The following is a 19,205-nucleotide window of genomic DNA, read 5'->3' as shown; positions in this document are numbered from 1 at the left end:
TCGACCATGCACCATGCGCGAATGAAACTCGATGAGCCCGACCCTGACCCCGCGGCAGCGTGAAATCTTCGGCTGGCTGAACGACGCCGGCTACCTGAGCACCGAGCAACTGGCCAGCCGCTACGGCGTGAGCAGCCAGACCATCCGGCGCGACATCAACGAACTGAGCCTGCAGGGGCTGGCACGGCGCATGCACGGCGGCCTGAGCCTGCCGGCCAGCCAGCACAATATCAGCTACCTCCAGCGCAGCACGGCCCACGTCGAGCGCAAGCGCCGCATCGCGCAGGCCGCGCTCGGCATGGTCGAGGCCGATGCCACGGTATTCCTGGGCTACGGCACCACGGTCACCGAGTTCGCGCGCGCACTGCCGGCCGACCTGCCGCTGCGCGTGGTGACCAACAACCTGGGCGTGGTGCACGCGCTGGCCGACAAGCCGCGCATCGAGACCTGGGTGGCCGGCGGCCGGCTGCGCACGGGCGACCTGGACGTGATGGGCAGCGCCACGCTGGACTTCATGCGCCGGTTCCGCGCGCACGTCACCATCTGCAGCGCCGCCGGGCTCGACGAGGACGGCACGTTCTACGAATTCCAGCCCGAGGAGGCCGAACTGAGCCAGGTGCTGCTGGCGCAGAGCCATCTGCGCGTGCTGCTGGCCGACAGCAGCAAGTGCCTGCGCAACGCGCCATGCCGCGTGGCCGGGCTGGAACAGATCGACCACCTGTTCACCGACGCCGGCGCCACCGACACGCTGCCCACGCTGCCGGCCCTCTGCGAGCACGCCAGCGTGGCGCTGCACGTGTGCTGACCGGGCCCGCCTACTGGCCGATGCCGCCGGTATCCACCGGGGCCAGCCGGTTGAACACGTAGTCGCGGTCCTTGACCACGGTGTGGCACGCAAAGCAGGCCTGCGGGTTGCCCGCCGCCTTGCCGCTGTCGAACTCGGCATAGCCCCAGCCGCCCGTGGACGCGTACTTGACCGAATCCTTGACCATGAACTGCACGCCGTTCTTCGGATGCCCGGCCACGTGCGACTGCGCCTTGCCGAACGCGGCGGCGCTCTCGGGCAGCGCGTCGTAGCTCCACGCCAGCCGCGCCAGCACGGTGCCGTCGGGCAGCGGGTACTTGCCGCGTTGCAGCGCGGCAATCGCCACGTCGTTGCCCAGGATGGCGCGGATGTCGTCGTTCTTGCCTTCCTCGCGTGCCACGGTCACCAGCTTCCAGTCGCGGAAGCCGGGCGGGATGCGGACGCCGTTCGGCGCCACGCCGTCCGGGGTGGCGGGTTCGGCGTGCAGGGCCGGCGCGGCGGCTGCGGCGGCTGCGGCGGCCAGGGCCAGCGCGGACAGCCAGGTCGGGATCGATCGCTTCATGGGAATCTCCTGCGCGTCGGGCGCATGTCGTCATGACCGCCAGCATGGCCGCGCGGCGGCGCCGGCCGTTTTGTGCAGCGCGCAGCCGTTTCGGGTTTGCCGGATCGGTCACGCCCGGCTTGCTTTGGCCGCCCCGGGGCCTATGCTGAATCCGACCGGTCGCCCGGCGTGATTCCACGACAAGAAGGGTTCCATGGCATCGACTACCCCCACGCCCAACCCCTCCGGCCCCTCGGGACTGGACGCCCCCGCGCCCCCGGCTGGCTGGCTGCGCTGGCTGCCCGGGCTGGCCATGCTGAAGACCTACCAGCCGGCGTGGCTGCCGCGCGACCTGGCCGCCGGGCTGGTGCTGACCACGATGCTGGTGCCGGTGGGCATCGCCTACGCCGAGGCGTCGGGCGTGCCGGGCGTCTACGGGCTCTACGCGACGATCATCCCGCTGCTGGCCTACGCGCTGTTCGGGCCCAGCCGCATCCTGGTGCTGGGCCCCGATTCCGCGCTGGCCGCGCCGATCCTGGCCGTGGTGCTGAGCGTGTCCGGCGGCGACCCGGCGCGCGCGGTGGCCACCGCCAGCCTGATGGCCATCGTCTCGGGCGTGTTCTGCATCGTGCTGGGCCTGCTGCGGCTGGGGTTCATCACCGAACTGCTGTCCAAGCCCATCCGCTACGGCTACATGAACGGCATCGCGCTGACCGTGCTGGTCAGCCAGCTACCCAAGCTGTTCGCCATCCCGATCGACGACGCCGGCCCGCTGCGCGAACTCTGGCAACTGGTGCAGCGCATCGCGCAGGGCCAGACCAACTGGTACAGCTTTGGCGTGGGCGCGGCCAGCCTGGCGGTGATCCTGGCGCTCAAGCGCTTCGACCGCGTGCCGGGCATCCTGATCGCCGTGATCCTGGCCACGCTGGCGGTCAGCGTGTTCCAGCTGGATGACCGCGGCGTCAAGGTGCTGGGCGAGATCCCGCAGGGCCTGCCGGTCTTTGCCATCCCGTGGCTGACCGGCGCCGACGTGGTCAAGATCGTGCTGGGCGGCTGCGCCGTGGCGATGATCGCGTTTGCCGATACCAGCGTGCTCTCGCGCACGTACGCCGCGCGCACCCATACCAAGGTCGATCCGAACCAGGAGATGGTGGGGCTGGGCGCGGCCAACCTGGCGGCCGGTTTCTTCCAGGGCTTTCCGATCAGCAGCAGCGCATCGCGCACGCCGGTGGCCGAGGCGGCCGGCGCGCGCTCGCAACTGACCGGCGTGGTCGGCGCCCTGGCCGTGGCGGCGCTGCTGCTGGTGGCGCCCAACCTGCTGCGCTACCTGCCGAACAGCGCGCTGGCCGCCGTGGTCATCGCCGCCGCCATCGGCCTGTTCGAGTTCAAGGACTTGCGGCGCATCTACCGCATCCAGCAGTGGGAGTTCTGGCTGTCGATGCTGTGCTTCGCGGCCGTGGCCGTGTTCGGCGCCATCCCGGGCATCTGCCTGGCGATCGTCGTGGCCGTGGTCGAGTTCCTGTGGGACGGCTGGCGGCCCCATTTCGCGGTGCTGGGCCGCGTGCCGAACCTGCGCGGCTACCACGACCTGAAGCGCTACCCGCACGCGGCGCGCGTGGACGGGCTGGTGCTGTTCCGCTGGGATGCGCCGCTGTTCTTCGCCAACGCCGAGCTGTTCCAGCAACGGTTGCTGGAGGCCGTGGAGGCATCGCCCACGCCCGTGCGCCGTGTGGTGGTGGCCGCCGAGCCCGTGACCAGCGTCGACGTGACGTCGGCCGACATGCTGCGCGAACTGGGCCAGCACCTGGCGCAGGACGGCATCGCGCTCCATTTCGCCGAGATGAAAGACCCGGTGCGCGACAAGCTCAAGCGCTTCGAGCTGACCGAGGTGTTCAGCGACCACCGCTTCCACCCGACCGTGGGCAGCGCGGTCGACGACTACATGGACAGCCGCGGCATGCGCAAGCCGCCCGAATAGCTGGCGCTGACGGTCAGCCGCCCAGCGCGGCGCCGAAGCGCCACGACAGCCGCCGCGCGGCCTGCCGCACCACCTGGGCCACGTCGCTGTCGGTCGCGCTGTCAAAGCTGCCGCTGCTGCCCATCACGGCGATGACCAGCGCCAGCGCGCCGGTGTGGTCGAACACCGGGGCGGCGAGCGTGTCGATGCCGGGCACCGGCCGGCTCACGGCGTGGTCGATGCCGGCCGCGCGGATTGCGCGCCAGCGCGGCGCCCATTCGGCCTGCAGCGCGGCGTCCACCGCCACGCCGGCCATGCGGATCGCGTCCTGCGCCAGCGCCTGCGCCAGCACGTCGTCGGGCAGGTGGGCCGCAAAGGTCCGGCCGATGGCCGTGTTGACCATCGACAGCACCGTGCCCACGCGCAGGCTCACATGCTGCGGGCGCGACGCTTCTTCCAGCCGGATCACCGTGGGACCCAACGGCCCGAATACCGCCATCGCCACCGACAGCCCCGTGGCATGCGCCAGCGCCACCACCTCGGGCTCGGCCTCGCGCGTGGGCGACAGCCGCTGCAGCGCCACCAGCCCCAGGTCCAGCGCCAGCGGGCCGGCTTCGAAATCGCCATCGGCATTGCGCGCCAGCAGGCCGATCTTCTGCAGGCTGACCAGGTGCGGGAACGCCTTGGCCGGCACCATGCCGGCCGCGCGCGCCAGTTCGCCAAGCGAAAGCGGGCGGCCCGCGTCGGCCAGCGCATCGAGCAACTGGCCGGTGTTGTCCAGCGACTGGATGCCGCGCTGGGGCTTGCTGTCTTCCGGCTGGCTCATGCGGGCTCCATCTCGCGGGCGATGCGGTCGAGCGTGTCGCGCATCGCGCGGGCCACGGGGCCCCGCCAGCCGACGTCGATCGCGCCCGTCGAGCCAATCGCGGTCAGCACCAGCCGCAGCGCGCCGTCGGCGCCGGCCAGCGGCATCGCCAGGCTGCTAACCGCCGGGCTGGGGGTGTCGATGCTGTGTTCCATGCCGCGCGCGCGGATGGCGTCCAGTTGCGCCTGGAAGGCGGGCAGCGCGGCGGCCGACGCGCCGGTCTGCTGGCGCGCCCAGATCGGCTGCCAGTGCGACGCGGGCTGGAACGCGCAATAGGTGCGGCCCGTGGCCGTGGTCGCCAGCGCCATCACGGTGCCCACGTGCAGGTTCACGTGGAGCGGCGTGCCGGCCGGGGCAAAGTGGACGATGGTCGGCCCCTGCGGCGTCGGCAGGCTGATCGCCACGTTGCAGCCGATGGCCGCCGCCAGCGCGCGCACGTGCGGCACGGCCGCGCGATAGGCGGGTGCATGGTCAAGGTGCAGCATGCCCAGCCGCAGCGCCAGCGGGCCGGGCTCGTAGCTGCCGTCCAGGTGGTCGCGCTTGATCAGCCCGAGCCGCGTCAGGCTGACCAGGTAGGTGTGGGCCTGCGCCGGCGCCAGTTGCGCGGCGGCCGCCAGTTCGGCAAGGCCCAGCGGCCGCCGCGCATCGGCCAGCGCCTGCAGCAGGCGGCCGCCCACCTCCACGCTCTGGATGCCGCGCTGCGTCTTGCCGGCAGGTTCGCCCGGGGGTCGTGCCATGTCCGCGTGTCGGGTTGGAAAGGTGCCCATGGTAAGCGATCCGCCCCGCGCGGGCGGCCCCGGCGCCGCATGGGGCCGCTGCGTGGCGCTGGGGGTTTTCCCGGGGGCGGGCACGGTGCGGCAAGGGTTTGCGGTCTGTTTATCCAATAGCAAGCGGATTTGCCATTGATTAAAAAAGGCGGCCTTCCTAAGATTCAGTCACGCCGATCCCCACAGATCGCTGGCCCATACCTATCGAGACAACGAGGCAGACATGGCAAAAGCATTCGCATCCCAGGCCGACCTGGAAGCCAAGCAGATCACCTTCACGCAGCTCTCCGAGAACGCCTGGGCCTACACGGCCGAGGGAGACCCCAACTCGGGCGTGATCATCGGCGACGACGGCGTGATGATCGTGGACACCACGGCCACGCCCGCCATGGCGCAGGACCTGATTGCCCGCATCCGCACCATCACCGACAAGCCGATCAAGTACGTGGTGCTGTCGCACTACCACGCGGTGCGCGTGCTGGGCGCGTCGGCCTACTTTGCCGAGGGCGCGCAGCAGGTGATTGCCAGCCGCGGCACCTACGAGATGATCGTGGAGCGCGGCGAGGCCGACATGAAGTCCGAGATCGAGCGCTTTCCGCGCCTGTTCGCCGGCGTGGAGACCGTGCCCGGCCTGACGTGGCCGACGCTGGTCTTCGACCAGGAAATTACGCTGTTCCTGGGCAAGCTGGAAGTGCGCATTGCCCACCTGGGCGCCGGCCACACCAAGGGCGACACCGTGGTCTGGCTGCCGCAGCAGAAGGTGCTGTTCTCGGGCGATCTGGTCGAGTACGACGCGGCCTGCTACTGCGGCGACGCCCAGCTCGAACAATGGCCCGCCACGCTCGACGCGCTGGCCGCGCTGCAACCCGAAAAGCTCGTGCCCGGCCGTGGCCCCGCGCTGACCAGCCCGGCCGAGGTGGCCAAGGGCCTGGCCTATACCAAGGACTTCGTCTCCACGCTGCTGCAGGCCGGCCGCGAGGCCGTGGCCGGCAAGATGGACCTGAAGGCCGCCATGGCGCACACCCGCAAGTCGATGGACCCGAAGTTCGGCCACGTCTTCATCTACGAGCACTGCCTGCCGTTCGACGTCTCGCGCGCCTACGACGAGGCCGCAGGCATCCAGCATCCGCGCATCTGGACGGCCCAGCGCGACCAGGAGATGTGGGCCGCGCTGCAGGCGTAGGGCAGGGCGGCGGTTTTCCCGCTCGCCCGGATGGCGGGGGCGGGCAGCAGCACAAGCGTGACGACACGCACACATGGACGGAGACACCATGCGCAGTACGCCGGTCGACATCGACTACCAGAAGCAAACGTACGCCTACGCGCCGTGCGCCGAGCAGCAGCCGGGCCACTGCGCCGGCGCCCCGCACCCGGTGGTGGTGGTCGGCGCCGGGCCCGTGGGCCTGGCCACGGCCGTCGACCTCGCGCGCCAGGGCGTGCCCGTGGTGCTGGTCGACGACGACTGCACGCTTTCCACCGGCTCGCGGGCCATCTGCTTCGCCAAGCGCACGCTGGACATCTTCGACCGGCTGGGCTGCGGCGGCCGCATGGTCGACAAGGGCGTGCGCTGGCACGTCGGCAAGGTGTTCCTGCAGGACCGGCAGATCTACGCGTTCGACCTGCTGCCCGAAGGCGGCCACCAGCGCCCGGCGTTCATCAACCTGCAGCAGTATTACGTCGAAGGCTACCTGCTGGAGCTGGCGCAGTCGCTGCCGAACCTGGAAATCCGCTGGAAGAGCCGGGCGGTGGGCGTGGCCCAGCACCCCGACCACGTGGCGCTGACCATCGAGACGCCCGACGGCTGCTACCCGCTGTGCGGGCGCTACGTGGTGGCGGCCGATGGCTCGCGCAGCCCGCTGCGCAAGCTGCTGGGGCAGGAAAGCCACGGCCACACGTTCCGCGACCGCTTCCTGATCGCCGACGTGAAGATGGAGGCGCCGTTCCCGGCCGAGCGCTGGTTCTGGTTCGACCCGCCATTCCATCCGAACCAGTCGGTGCTGCTGCACCGCCAGCCCGACAACGTCTGGCGCATCGACTTCCAGCTCGGCTGGGATGCCGATCCGGTGGCCGAGAAGGCGCCCGAGCGCGTGATCCCGCGCGTGCAGGCACTGCTCGGCCCCGACGCAAGGTTCGAACTCGAATGGGTCAGCGTCTACACGTTCTCGTGCGTGCGGATGGACAGCTTCCGCCACGGCCGCGTGCTGTTTGCCGGCGACGCCGCGCATGGCGTGTCGCCGTTCGGCGCGCGCGGCGCCAACAGCGGCGTGCAGGACGCCGAGAACCTGGCCTGGAAGCTGGCCTACGTGCTGCAGGGCAAGGCGCCCGACAGCCTGCTGGACAGCTACGCCAGCGAGCGCGAGTTCGCCGCCGACGAGAACATCCGCAACTCCACGCGTTCCACCGACTTCATCACGCCCAAGAGCCCGGTCAGCCGCGTGTTCCGCGATGCCGTGCTGACGCTGGCGCGCGAGCATGCATTCGCCCGGCAACTGGTGAACAGCGGCCGGCTGTCGGTGCCGGCGGTGCTGCACGGCTCGCCGCTCAACACGGCCGATGCCGACGGGTTTGCCGGCCCGATGGTGCCCGGCGCGGCCTGCGTCGATGCGCCCGTGGCCGAGGCCGCCGACGGGGCGGGGCGACCCTGGCTGCTCCAGCACCTTGGCGATGCGTTCGTCGTGCTGGTGTTCGGCGCGCCGTCCGGCCTCGACGCCGCGCAGGCCCAGGCGCTGCGCACGCTCCAGCAGGGCGGCATCCCGCTGCGCGTGGTGTTCGTGACCGATGCGTCGATCTCGGCCTCGGCGCAGGCATGGCCCGGCGCCACCGTGCTGCGCGACGCCGAGGGGCTGGCCGCCCGCCGCTACGACGCGCGCGCCGGCACGTGCTACCTGATCCGCCCGGACCAGCACGTCTGCGCCCGCTGGCGCGGCGTGGACAGCGCCCGCATCGGCGCCGCGCTGGCCCGCGCAACCGGCAACGCCCCGGCATCGCCGCTGCCGCAGCCGGCCCCGGCCACCGCCGCGGCCCTGGCCTGACGGCCCCGCAACCCAGGACAGGCCCATGCCACTGAACACCGCCCCCAACCTCGCCCGCCCCGACGACTTCTACGAGGCGCTGATCGACATGCACCGCGACCTCGACGACGCCGCCAGCCAGGCCGCCAACGCGCGGCTGATCCTGCTGCTGGCCAACCACATCGGCGACCACGACACCCTGGTCGAGGCGATGCGGCTGGCCCGCTCGGCAGCCCACGCCGACGCCCCGGCCGCTTGATTCCGATCGGCAGCGGGCGTGGGCGGAAATCCGGTACGCTAGGCGCTTCATCCATTTCCGCCGCAAGGAGTGCCGATGTCCACCAGCCTGCCCCGCCAGTCTTCCGCCCCAGACACCGCGCCGCTGGCGCGGGACGTCGTCCACGGCCTGCGCGCGTCGCGCATCCGCGAGGTAGCCAACGCCGGCATCGGCCTGCCCGACGTGCTGCCGTTCTGGTTCGGCGAATCGGACCAGGTGACCCCGGCGTTCATCCGCGACGCCGCGGCCCGCGCGCTGGCCGAAGGGGCCACGTTCTACACCCACAACCTCGGCATCGCGCCGCTGCGCGCGGCGCTGGCCGGCTACGTGACGCGGCTGCACGGCGACACGGCCGTCGACCACATCGTCGTGACCAGCGCCGGCGTCAACGCGCTGATGCTGGCCGCGCAGGTGGTGACCGGGCCGGGCGACCGCGTGGTCTGCGTCACGCCGCTCTGGCCGAACCTCGTTGAAATCCCGCGCATCCTGGGCGCCACCGTGGAAACGGTCACGCTGGACTTTGGCGCCGACGGCTGGACGCTCGACGTCGACAAGCTGCTGCGCGCGCTGACGCCCGGCACGCGCGCCGTGATGATCAACTCGCCGAACAACCCCACGGGCTGGGTCATGCCGCGCGTGCAGCAGCAGGCGGTGCTGGACCACTGCCGCCGGCACGGCATCTGGATCATCGCCGACGAGGTCTACGAGCGGCTCTACTACGGCGCCGAGGGCGGCAACGCGCCGTCGTTCCTCGACATCGCCAGCCGCGACGAGCGCGTGATCGCCGTGAACTCGTTCTCGAAGGCCTGGCTGATGACGGGCTGGCGGCTCGGCTGGATGGTGCTGCCGGCGTCGCTGATGGACGACCTGGGCAAGCTGATCGAGTACAACACGTCGTGCGCGCCATCGTTCGTCCAGCAGGCCGGCATCGTCGCCGTGAACGAGGGCGAGCCCTTCACGCAGGATCTGGTGCAGCGGCTGCACACGTCGCGCGACCATCTGGTGACCCGGCTGGCAGCGCTGCCCGGCGTGGAAGCCCACGCGCCCGACGGCGCGATGTACGTGTTCTTCCGGCTGGCGGGCACCACGGACAGCCTGGCGCTATGCAAGCGCCTGGTCCGCGAGGCCCGGCTGGGCCTGGCCCCCGGCAGCGCCTTCGGCGACGAGGGCGAGGGGTTCGTCCGGTGGTGCTATGCGTGCGACACGGCCAGGCTGGACGAAGGCGTGCAGCGGCTGGCGGGGTTTCTGGGGCGGTAGGGGGGCGGTTTTGGTTCTCCTCTCTCGCGCTTGAGACGGATCGGAGGAGACGGTCAGGCGGTTCAAATTGCCACAGGTCGGCAAGCAGAGGGTCAACGCCCTCACCCCCGGCCCCTCTCCCGCCAGGCGGGAGAGGGGAGCAAACCGACAGCGTCTGAAGCTCCGACTGTTTTCTCCCCTCTCCCGCCCGCGGGAGAGGGGCCGGGGGAGAGGGCCAGCGCATCCCACTGCCACCACCGCCCCCGTCAACACCTCACCGCCCGCCCACCACCGTCTCCCCTTGCCACCACCCGCCGCCCAGCGCCTGCATCAGCGCGGCGGAATCAGCCAGCCGCGCCGCGCGGGCCTGGGCCAGGTCCAGTGCGGCCTGGCGGGCCTGGCGTTCGGCGTCGATGACCGTGAACTGGCTGACGCCGCCGAGCCGGTATTGCTCGCTGACGATGGCCAGCGTGTCGCGCGTCTGGCGGGCGTTGTCGGCGCGGGCCTGTAGCGTGGCGGCGTCGGCTTCCAGCGCGCGCAGCGTGTCGGCCACGTTCTGCAGGCCCTGCAGCACGGCCTGCTGGTAGGCGCCCAGCGACTGCTCGTACGCCGCTTCCTTGGCCCGCTTCTGCGCGCGCAGCTCGCCGCCGTGGAACACCGGCTGCACCACGCCGGCGGCCAGGCTCCAGACGTTCAGGCTGCTGAACAGGTCGCGCGCGCGCATCTGCTGCGTGCCGCCGCTGGCGGTCAGCGTGATCTGCGGGTACAGGTTAGCCGTTGCCACGCCGATGTCGGCCGATGCCTGGTGCAGCAGCGCCTCGGCCGCGCGGATGTCGGGGCGGCGGCGCGCCAGTTCGGCGGGCAGGCTGACCGGCAGCGATTCGGGCAGGTGCAGGTCTTCGAGCCGGAATTCCGGCAGCTGGGCGCTGGCCGGGGTCTGGCCCGTATAGACGGCGAGCTGGTGGCGCGTGGCGTCGAGCTGCTGCGACAGCCCCGGGATCAGCGCCTGCGTCTGCGCCAGTTCCGCCTGCTGGCGCTGCACGTCCACGCGCGCCACGCCGCCCGCTTGCAGCCGCTGCCGCATGATGTCGAGCTGGCGCTGCTGCGCGGCGGCGATGGCTACCGTATCGGCCAGTTGCGCGCGCAGGCCGGCTTCGCGGATGGCGGCCGTCGCCACGTTGGCGGCCAGCGACAGGCGCGCCGCTTCCAGTTCGTAGCGCTGGTAGTCCACGGCGGCCCGCAGGCCCTCCAGCTCGCGCCGCTGTCCGCCGAACAGGTCCAGCGCGTACGACACCTGCACGCTCGCGTTGTACAGCGTGAATGGCCCGGGGCTCGGGAACTGCGTGATGCCGACCGACGTCAGGTCCACCTGCTGGCGCGTGGCGTTGAGCTTGGCGTCCACCTGCGGGAACTGGGTGGCGCCGGTGCGCGCGTTCAGGTTCTCCTGCGCCTCGCGCAGCCGGGCGCGGGCCTGCGTCAGCGTGGGGCTGCTGGCCAGCGCCAGGCGCACGGTCTCGTCCAGCGGCGCGCTGCCGAAGGCGGTCCACCAGTCGGCCGGGACATCGCCAGGCGCCACGGTCTGGGTGGGATAGCCCTGCGCGGCCATCTGCGACGGCTGCGGGCCGGCCGTGAAGCGCGGGTCGGCCGGCGCGTCGGGCGTGCGGAAGTCGGGGCCGACCACGCAGCCGGCCGTCAGCAGGACGGCGGCAGCGGTGGCAAGAAGGGGTGGGATACGCATGACGACGCTCCGCAGTCAGTCGAGCGTGCGCTTGTAGAAGCGCACCGCAATGGCCATGACGATGACCGTGAACAGCGCCACGGGCCAGACGTTGGGCCACAGTTCGGTCCAGCCGCTGCCCTTGAGCATGATGCCGCGGACCATCCGGTTGAAATAGGTCATTGGCAGCACGTTGCCGATCCACTGCGCCCAGGTGGGCATGCCCGCGAACGGGAACATGAAGCCCGACAGCAGGATGTTGGGCAGGAAGTAGAAGAACGTGAGCTGCACCGCCTGGAGCTGGTTGGCCGCCAGCGACGACAGCGTGATGCCGACCGTCAGGTTGGCCGCGATGAACAGCAGCGCCGCCAGGTAGACCGCCACCACCGACCCCAGGAACGGCACGCCGAACACGAAGTGCGCGGCCAGCACGATGATCGTGGCCTGGATCAGGCCGATGAAGATGTACGGGACGATCTTGCCCGAGATGACCTCGATGGGCTGCACCGGCGTGGCCAGCAGGTTCTCCATCGTGCCGCGCTCGCGTTCGCGCGTCATCGCCAGCCCGGTCATCATCACCATCGTCATGGTCAGGATCACGCCCATCAGCCCCGGCACGATGTTGTACTGCGTGATGCCCTCCGGGTTGTACAGCCGCTGGACGTTGACGTCGAACGCGGGCGCCCCGCCGGCCAGCGGCGCCAGCGCGCCCTTGAGGTCGATGCGGGCGACGGTGGCCGGCAACTGCGCCAGCGCGCCGATGGCCGGGCCCGTGGCCGACGGGTCGGTGGCGTCGGCCTCCACCAGGATCGCCGGGCGGTCGCCGTGCAGCAGCCGGCGCGAGAAGTCCGTGGGGATGGTGACCACGAACTGCACGTCGCCGCGCAGCAGCGCCTCGCGGCCGCTGCGCTCGTCGGGCATCGTGCGCACGACCTTGAAGTACGTGGTGTTTTCCAGCGCGGCGACGAACGACCGCGAGAAATCGCTGTGCTCGGCCACGATCACGGCCGTGGGCATGTGGCGCGGGTCGCTGTTGATCGCAAAGCCGAACAGCAGCAGCTGCACGATGGGCAGGCCGACGATCATCCCGAACGTGATGCGGTCGCGCCGCAGCTGCAGGAATTCCTTCAGGACGATGCTCCACCAGCGCTGCACCGAGAACCGGCGCTGGCGCGGGGCGGCCGGGCGGGCGGTGCTCATGGCGCCTCCTTCGGGCTGGCGGCCGGCTGGCGGGCCGGCGTGGCCATGTTGTCCTGCGCGCCGCCCATCATGTGGATGAACACGTCTTCCAGGCTGGTCTGCGCCTGGGCGATGCGATGGCCGGTGCCGGCGTACTGCCGCAGCGTGCGTTCCAGCTGGCCGGCGTCTTTGCCGGTCACGTGCAGCGCGGTGCCGAAGGCCACGGTCTGGTCGACGCCGGGCTTGCCCTGCAACTGCGCGGACAGCTCGGCCAGGTTGTCGCCTTCCACGCTCCAGGTGCTCAGGTGCTGGCTGGCCACCACCTCGTCGGACGTACCCTGCGCCAGCAGCGCGCCATAGGCGATGTAGGCCAGCTTGTGGCAGCGCTCGGCCTCGTCCATGTAGTGCGTGCTGACCAGCACCGAGATGCCGCGCGCGGCCAGTTGGTGGAGCTGTTCCCAGAAGTCGCGCCGGGCCTTCGGGTCCACCCCGGCGGTGGGCTCGTCCAGCAGCAGTAGCTGCGGCTCGTGCAGCAGGCAGGCGGCCAGCGCCAGCCGCTGCTTCCATCCGCCCGACAGCGATCCGGCCAGCTGCTCGGCGCGCGACTGCAGGCCCAGGTCTTCCAGCGCGCGGTCCACGGCCTCGCGGCGGTTGGGCATGTCGTAGACGCGGGCGACGAAGTCCAGGTTCTCGCGGATCGACAGGTCTTCCCAGTACGAGAAGCGCTGCGTCATGTAGCCGACGTTGCGCTTGATCTCGGCGGCCTGGGTCAGGATGTCGTAGCCCAGGCAGGTGCCCGAGCCGGAGTCTGGCGTCAGCAGGCCGCACATCATCCGGATCGACGTGGTCTTGCCGCTGCCGTTGGGGCCCAGGAAGCCGAAGATCTCGCCGCGCGCCACCTGCATGGTCAGGTTGTTGACCACGTGCTTGTCACCGAAATGCTTGTTCAGGTCGCGCACGTCGATGGCCAGCTCGCCGTTGCGGGCGGGGGAGGGGGACGTGCTCATGACCGAACCACCTCCACGGGCTGGCCGGGGCGCAGCCGGGGCGCGTCGGCGGCGGTGGGGCGGGCCTCGATCAGGAACACGAGCTTGCCGCGCGTTTCGTTGCTGTAGATGACCGGCGGCGTGAACTCGGCCTCGTTCGACACGTAGGTGATCTTCGCCGGCACCGGGGCCGCGCAGCCGTCGCAGCGGATGGTGATGGCCTGGCCCGGCTGCAGCGCGCCGACCACGGCTTCGGGCACGAAGAAACGCACCTTGACGTTGCCCGGCGGGAGCATCCGCACCACGGCGCTGCCGGCCGGCACCCATTCGCCGGGGCGGAACGGCACGTCGTAGACCAGGCCCGGCACGGTGGCGTTGACCGACTTGCGCGACAGCTTCCACTCGGCCTGCGCCAGCGCGGCCCGCGCGGCGTCGATCTGCGCGCGCTGGGCGGCCAGCTGGTCCTTGCGGCCGGGCAGGCGGGCCACGTCGATGTCGCGCTGCAGTTCGCGCACGCGCGCGGCGTCGGCATCGGCCGTGGCGCGGCTCTCGTCAAGCTGGGCGCGCGAGATGCCGCCGATCTCGAACTGGGCCTCGTCGCGCCTGCGTTGCGCGGCGCTGCGGGTGGCCTGCGCCTGGGCCTGCACGAGCTGGGCCTGGTTGACGGCCACTTCCACCGGCCGCTTGCCGGTCTGGATATCGGCAAGCTGCGCCTCGGCCACGCGCACCTGCTCGGCGGCCTGCTGGCGCGCGGCGCGTTCGTCGTCGGATTCGAGCACGAACAGCGGGGCGCCGGTGCCCACCTGCTGGCCGCGCTCGACCGACAGCGTTTCCAGGCGGCCGGCGAACGGCGAGGCCACGGCCACGAATTCGCCTTCGACGTAGCCTTGCCACGTGTCGGGCTTGTCGTTGCCGCAGGCGCCGAGCAGCGCGGCGGCCAGCAGCAGGGGCGGGGTGCGGAGGATCAGGGACATGGATGCGGGCTCCGGAGAGATGACGGTTCAGGCGGGATCCTTGGGCGGCACGGACAGGCCGTGGCCCAGCAGCGCGGTGACGTGGCGCACCAGCGTGTCGGTATCGATATCGGCCGCGCCGGGCAGCGCGCGCCAGATGTGGGTGGTGGCCAGCGGCAGCATCGTCAGGCCGATCAGCGAGACCATGACCAGCGCCGGCTCCAGCCCCGGATTGAGCTGGCCCTGCGCATGGGCGGCGGCCAGCGGGCCGGCGATCAATTGGGCGCGCTGCGGGGCCACGCGCTGCAGCAGCCGTTCGCGCAGATGGCCGTCGACGCTGACGATCTCGCGGATCCACAGGCCCGGAAACCATGGCGTGCCCGCCGCGGTGCGGATCAGCTGCGCGGCCAGGCCCTGGATGCGCGTGACCGGGTCGGCGTCGCCGGCCTGCAGCGCGCCGAACACGTGGTCGATCATCGGCTGCAGCCGTTCCTCGAAAATCGCGTCCAGCAGCGCCTCGCGGTCGCGGAAGTAGTAGTGGACCAGCGCCGGCGTGACGCCGGCCTCGGTGGCGATGGCCTTGGTCGACGTGGCGGCCACGCCGTGCCGCGCGAACATCGTCACGGCGGCGTCGATCAGCAGGTCGCGCTGGCCGGCGTCGGCCGTGCGGGTGGTCGGTCGGCCGGGGCGGCGTTTCGGGTCGGACGGGGCGGAGGGCATGGAATGGTCTGGATGCTGGCGGGCTTCGCTCGAATATTAATTTTCGAATTAATTAATACAAGGACTGTTACAAGTCGGGCGGCGTTGTTGCAATGCAGCATGGGCGGTGGACAGGTCATGTCGGCTTGGCTATGCTCGCGCAGCCAAGGGGCCGCCCAGCCGGGCGGCGTATCCAACCCTTCTTTCCGATCTTCCATGCCGCGTCACGTATTGCTGGCCGCCCGGCGGCCGCGCCCCCGCTTTGTCCGTCGACTCGCCGCGTTGCTGGCCAGCGCGGCCTTGCCGTGGGCGGCGCAGGCGCAAGAGGCCGCGACGCCGCCCGATACCGAGAGCCCGTTCGCCATCCACGGGCAGGCCACCTACATCTGGACCCGCAAGCCGGCGTTCGACGCGCCGTATTCGGGCGAGAACAGCCTGACGCCCGAGCGCGCCAAGAGCTATTCCTTCACGAGCACGCTGGACCTGGGGCTGCGCCTGTGGCGCGGCGCGGAGTTCCACTTCAATCCCGAGGTGTCGCAGGGCGTACCGTTCTCGGACCTGCACGGGCTGGGCGGGCTGTCCAACGGCGAGCTGGCCAAGACGGCCAGCACGTCGCCAAAGTTCTACCGGGCGCGCGCGTTCGTCCGCCAGTACTGGGGCATGGGCGGCGGCGACGAGACGCTGGAGGCGGATTTCAACCAGTTCGCGCGCACGGTGGACAAGCAGCGGCTGGTGCTGACGGCCGGCAACTTCGGCGTGATCGACGTGTTCGACCAGAACCCGTACGGGTCAGACCCGCGCACGCAGTTCATGAACTGGTCGTTCCTGACGCATGGCTCGTGGGACTACCCGGCCGATTCGCGCGGCTACAACTGGGGCGCGGCGCTGGAGTACATCGGCGACGGCTGGTCGGCGCGCGTCGGCCACTTCCTGCAGCCGCTGGAGTCCAACGGGCGCGAGCTGGACACGCGCGCGTTCAAGCACTACGGCCAGATGCTGGAGCTGGAAAAGCGCTACGAGATTGCCGGCCGCCCCGGGCAGGCGCGGCTGCTGCTGTGGCGCAACCGCGCCAACATGGGCGCCTTCAACGACGCCATCGCGTTCGGCCAGGCCAACGGCGTGACGCCCGACGTGGCCGACGTGCGGCGCGAACACACCAAGTGGGGCGTGGGGCTGGCGTTCCTGCAGGAAGTGACGCGCGACGCGGGCGTGTTCCTGCGCGCCAACTGGTCCGACGACAAGACCGAGACCTACGCCTTCACCGAGATCGGCCGGCAGGTGGCCGGCGGCGGCACGCTCAAGGGCGCGCTATGGGGCCGCCCGAAGGACGAGGTGGGACTGGCGATGGCCGTCAACATGCTGAGCCCCGCGCACCGCAACTACCTGGCGGCCGGCGGCCTGGGCGCCTTCCTGGGCGACGGCGCGCTGCGCTACGGCCCGGAACAGATCGTGGAGATCTACTACAGCTTCGCCGTGTGGAAGACGCTGACGCTGAGCCCCGACTTCCAGTACATCCGCAACCCCGGCTACAACCGCGACCGCGGCCCGGCGAAGTTCATCGGCGTACGGGCGCACGCGGAGTTTTGAGGGGGCCGATCGAGCTGTAGGGCTTTGCTCCCCTCTCCCGCGCTGCGGGAGAGGGGTCGGGGGAGAGGGCTGGCGGTTCTATTTGCGACATGTCGCGTTTTGAACCTCAACGCCCTCACCCCCAGCCCCTCTCCCGCCGCGCGGGAGAGGGGAGCAAGACCGGGGGGCGGGAGCAAAACCCGGTGTCGGCACGACTCGCCGTCGCCCCGCTCCTTACTGCCTCGCGTTCCGGCGGTTATCCGGCCACGGTGTGTTGAAGTTGGTGCGGAACGGGTTGATGTCCAGCCCGCCGCGGCGGGTGTAGCGGGCGTAGACGGCCAGCTTGACCGGCTTGCACATGCGCAGCACGTCCGTGAAGATCCGCTCCACGCACTGCTCGTGGAACTCGTTGTGGTTGCGGAACGAGATCAGGTACTTGAGCAGCCCTTCCTGGTCGATCGGGGCGCCCACGTAGCGGATCTGCACGCTGCCCCAGTCGGGCTGGCCCGTGACCAGGCAGTTCGACTTGAGCAGGTGCGACACCAGCGTTTCCTCCACCGGCGATGCCTCCTGGTCGGCCTTGAGCAGCGAGGCGTCGGGCTCGTAGATGTCGGTCTCGATGTCCAGGCGGTCCAGCAGCAGGCCGTCCAGTTCCCCCATCTTCTGCGTGCCCAGGTCCGCCTCGGTGACCAGCCGCACCTGCACGGTGCCGCCCGTGGCCTGCGACAGGTCGTGGTGCAGCAGTTGCTGCAGTGCCTCGGCAGAGGCGATCCGGCTCTGGTTGAACGAGTTCAGGTACAGCTTGAAGGACTTGGACTCGACGATGTTCGGCGTGTCGGACGGGATGATGAACGTGGCCAGCGCCACCTGCGGCTTGCCTTTCAGGTTCAGCCACGACACCTCGTACGCGTTCCAGATGTCCACGCCGAAGAACGGCAGCGCGCGGCCCTCGGCCAGCCCGATCTCGGTGCGCTTGGGCTGGCGCGGGATCGGGAACAGCAGCGTCGGGTCGTATTCGGTCTTGTACGCCGAGGGCTTGCCCAGCGGCGAGTGCTCAGGAAGCGTCATTGCGGGTCTCAGGCCAGGAACAGCTTGTAAACGGGGTTGTCGGTCTCGTCCCAGTGTACGTAACCGAGCGTGGAAAGGAAGGTGCGGAACGCGCGCTTCTCGTTCTTCGGCACCTGGATGCCCACCAGGATGTTCGACGTGTCCGCGCCCTGGTTCCGGTAATGGAACAGGCTGATGTTCCAGTTCGGGGCCATGCTGGACAGGAACTTCATCAGCGCGCCCGGCCGCTCCGGGAATTCGAAGCGGTACAGCAGTTCGTCCTGCGCCAGCGGCGAGTGGCCGCCCACCATGTAGCGGATGTGCTGCTTGGCCAGTTCGTCGTTGGACAGGTCCAGCGTGTCGAACCCGTGGCGGCGGAAGTTGGCGGCGATCTTGTCGTTCTCGCTGCGCGCGGCGATCTGCAGGCCCACGAAGATGTGCGCCACGCCCTTGTCGGCGATACGGTAGTTGAACTCGGTCACGCTGCGGGTGCCCACCTGCTCGCAGAAGCGCTTGAAGCTGCCGCGTTCCTCGGGGATCGTCACGGCGAACACGGCCTCGCGGGCCTCGCCCACCTCGGCGCGCTCGGCCACGAAGCGCAGGCGGTCGAAGTTCATGTTCGCGCCGCAGGCGATGGCCACGAGCTGCTGGCCCTTGAGCTTCTCGCGCTCGGCATAGGCCTTCAGGCCGGCCACGGCCAGCGCGCCGGCCGGTTCCAGGATGCTGCGGGTGTCCTGGAACACGTCCTTCAGGCCCGCGCAGATCGCGTCGGTATCGACCAGGATGATGTCGTCCACCAACTCGCGCGTGATGCGGAAGGTTTCCTTGCCCACCAGCTTCACGGCCGTGCCGTCCGAGAACAGGCCCACGTCCTTCAGTTCCACGCGCTTGCCGGCGTCGACCGAGCGCTTCATCGCGTCGGAATCGAACGTCTGCACGCCAATGACCTTGATCTCGGGGCGCACGGCCTTGACGTAGGCGGCAATGCCCGAGATCAGCCCGCCGCCGCCGATGGCCACGAAGATCGCGTGGATCGGGCCCGGGTGCTGGCGCAGGATCTCCATGGCGATGGTGCCCTGGCCGGCAATCACGTCCGGGTCGTCGAACGGGTGGATGAAGGTGAGCTTCTGCTTGGCCTCCAGCTCGGCCGCGTGCAGGTAGGCGTCGCTGTACGACTCGCCGTGCAGCACGATGCGGACCCATTCGCCGCCGCGCTCGCGCACCGCGTCGATCTTCACCTGCGGCGTGGTGGTGGGCATGCAGATGATGGCCTTGCACTGCAACCGGGCGGCGGCCAGCGCCACGCCCTGGGCGTGGTTGCCGGCCGACGCGGCGATCACGCCGCGCTTCAGTTCCTCGGGCTTCAGCGACGCCATCTTGTTGTACGCCCCGCGCAACTTGAACGAGAACACGGGCTGGGTGTCCTCGCGCTTGAACCAGACCGCGTTGCCGGTCCGCGCCGACAGGGCCGGGGCGTACGTCAGCTCGGTCTCCTGGGCCACGTCGTAGACCTTGGCGGTCAGGATCTTCTTCAAATAGTCGGGCTTGGGCGGGGTGCGGGTCATGGTCAGCGGGGGCGCCACGCGGGCGGCGTGCAAA

17 protein-coding genes are annotated in these 19,205 nt (G+C 70.4%); 7 read left to right on the top strand and 10 right to left on the bottom strand.

From position 1 onward, the window contains the following. The first annotated feature begins 31 nt into the window (after window positions 1–31). Window positions 32–805 carry a DeoR/GlpR family DNA-binding transcription regulator gene (locus tag EHF44_RS03705; RefSeq protein ID WP_124682503.1) on the top strand — a complete coding sequence of 258 codons (774 nt, stop codon included), beginning with the start codon at window positions 32–34 and terminating at the stop codon, window positions 803–805. Window positions 806–815: 10 nt separating this feature from the next. Here the strand turns inward: EHF44_RS03705 and EHF44_RS03700 are convergent, their stop codons facing one another. Then, window positions 816–1,367 carry a cytochrome P460 family protein gene (locus tag EHF44_RS03700; RefSeq protein ID WP_124682502.1) on the bottom strand — a complete coding sequence of 184 codons (552 nt, stop codon included), beginning with the start codon at window positions 1,365–1,367 and terminating at the stop codon, window positions 816–818. A 292-nt stretch (window positions 1,368–1,659) separates the two neighbouring features. Here EHF44_RS03700 and EHF44_RS03695 point away from each other — a divergent pair, with 292 nt between their 5' ends. Then, the gene (locus EHF44_RS03695) at window positions 1,660–3,324 is read left to right on the top strand and encodes a SulP family inorganic anion transporter (RefSeq protein ID WP_253700038.1); all 1,665 of its coding nucleotides are present in this window, start codon (window positions 1,660–1,662) and stop codon (window positions 3,322–3,324) included. Between the two features lie 13 nt (window positions 3,325–3,337). Here EHF44_RS03695 and EHF44_RS03690 read toward each other — a convergent pair whose 3' ends face one another. Then, window positions 3,338–4,129, bottom strand: a complete 792-nt coding sequence (locus EHF44_RS03690; protein ID WP_124682500.1) for an IclR family transcriptional regulator — start codon at window positions 4,127–4,129, stop codon at window positions 3,338–3,340. Continuing rightward, window positions 4,126–4,905: an IclR family transcriptional regulator gene (locus tag EHF44_RS03685; RefSeq protein ID WP_124682499.1), complete on the bottom strand. Its 780-nt coding sequence runs from the start codon at window positions 4,903–4,905 to the stop codon at window positions 4,126–4,128. Before EHF44_RS03685 ends, EHF44_RS03690 begins: the two co-directional genes overlap by 4 nt. Before the next feature lie 253 nt (window positions 4,906–5,158). Here EHF44_RS03685 and EHF44_RS03680 point away from each other — a divergent pair, with 253 nt between their 5' ends. The 4 genes from EHF44_RS03680 to EHF44_RS03665 all read left to right on the top strand — a co-directional run bounded on the left by EHF44_RS03680 (window position 5,159) and on the right by EHF44_RS03665 (window position 9,480). Then, entirely contained in the window at window positions 5,159–6,118 is a 960-nt protein-coding gene (locus tag EHF44_RS03680) for an MBL fold metallo-hydrolase (RefSeq protein WP_124682498.1), read from the top strand. An 88-nt stretch (window positions 6,119–6,206) separates the two neighbouring features. Further along, complete coding sequence (locus tag EHF44_RS03675) at window positions 6,207–7,967, top strand: FAD-dependent oxidoreductase (protein WP_124682497.1); 1,761 nt, start codon at window positions 6,207–6,209, stop codon at window positions 7,965–7,967. 25 nt (window positions 7,968–7,992) lie between these two features. Continuing rightward, window positions 7,993–8,205: a DUF2783 domain-containing protein gene (locus tag EHF44_RS03670; protein WP_124682496.1), complete on the top strand. Its 213-nt coding sequence runs from the start codon at window positions 7,993–7,995 to the stop codon at window positions 8,203–8,205. A gap of 75 nt (window positions 8,206–8,280) precedes the next feature. Continuing rightward, the gene (locus tag EHF44_RS03665) at window positions 8,281–9,480 is read left to right on the top strand and encodes a pyridoxal phosphate-dependent aminotransferase (protein ID WP_124682495.1); all 1,200 of its coding nucleotides are present in this window, start codon (window positions 8,281–8,283) and stop codon (window positions 9,478–9,480) included. 253 nt (window positions 9,481–9,733) lie between these two features. On the opposite strand, the gene EHF44_RS03655 is transcribed toward EHF44_RS03665, so the two are convergent. The 5 genes from EHF44_RS03655 to EHF44_RS03635 are packed head-to-tail and all read right to left on the bottom strand — an operon-like array spanning window position 9,734 to window position 15,014. Further along, window positions 9,734–11,197, bottom strand: coding sequence for an efflux transporter outer membrane subunit (locus tag EHF44_RS03655; RefSeq protein ID WP_124682494.1), 1,464 nt, complete (start codon window positions 11,195–11,197; stop codon window positions 9,734–9,736). 15 nt (window positions 11,198–11,212) lie between these two features. Continuing rightward, window positions 11,213–12,376 (bottom strand): ABC transporter permease, encoded by a 1,164-nt coding sequence (locus tag EHF44_RS03650; protein ID WP_124682493.1) that lies wholly within the window; start codon window positions 12,374–12,376, stop codon window positions 11,213–11,215. Next, on the bottom strand, window positions 12,373–13,362 hold the full coding sequence (locus tag EHF44_RS03645; protein WP_124682492.1) for an ABC transporter ATP-binding protein: 990 nt from the start codon (window positions 13,360–13,362) through the stop codon (window positions 12,373–12,375). The genes EHF44_RS03650 and EHF44_RS03645 overlap by 4 nt, the downstream gene beginning before the upstream one ends. Further along, window positions 13,359–14,315, bottom strand: a complete 957-nt coding sequence (locus EHF44_RS03640) for an HlyD family secretion protein (RefSeq protein ID WP_124682491.1) — start codon at window positions 14,313–14,315, stop codon at window positions 13,359–13,361. The genes EHF44_RS03645 and EHF44_RS03640 overlap by 4 nt, the downstream gene beginning before the upstream one ends. Window positions 14,316–14,342: 27 nt before the next feature. Next, window positions 14,343–15,014: a TetR/AcrR family transcriptional regulator gene (locus tag EHF44_RS03635; RefSeq protein WP_124682490.1), complete on the bottom strand. Its 672-nt coding sequence runs from the start codon at window positions 15,012–15,014 to the stop codon at window positions 14,343–14,345. 195 nt (window positions 15,015–15,209) lie between these two features. Here EHF44_RS03635 and EHF44_RS03630 point away from each other — a divergent pair, with 195 nt between their 5' ends. Next, window positions 15,210–16,580, top strand: a complete 1,371-nt coding sequence (locus EHF44_RS03630; RefSeq protein WP_124682489.1) for a carbohydrate porin — start codon at window positions 15,210–15,212, stop codon at window positions 16,578–16,580. A 213-nt stretch (window positions 16,581–16,793) separates the two neighbouring features. Here EHF44_RS03630 and queF read toward each other — a convergent pair whose 3' ends face one another. After that, complete coding sequence (gene queF, locus EHF44_RS03625) at window positions 16,794–17,627, bottom strand: NADPH-dependent 7-cyano-7-deazaguanine reductase QueF (RefSeq protein ID WP_124682488.1); 834 nt, start codon at window positions 17,625–17,627, stop codon at window positions 16,794–16,796. A gap of 8 nt (window positions 17,628–17,635) precedes the next feature. Beyond that, window positions 17,636–19,171 (bottom strand): threonine ammonia-lyase, biosynthetic, encoded by a 1,536-nt coding sequence (gene ilvA / locus EHF44_RS03620; RefSeq protein ID WP_124682487.1) that lies wholly within the window; start codon window positions 19,169–19,171, stop codon window positions 17,636–17,638. Window positions 19,172–19,205 lie beyond the last annotated feature (34 nt).

Origin of the sequence: Cupriavidus pauculus (assembly GCF_003854935.1) — a bacterium.
Classification (GTDB): domain Bacteria; phylum Pseudomonadota; class Gammaproteobacteria; order Burkholderiales; family Burkholderiaceae; genus Cupriavidus; species Cupriavidus pauculus_C.
The sequence above is the reverse complement of the archived record's forward strand: the minus strand, read 5'-3'. Positions and strand labels throughout refer to the sequence as shown.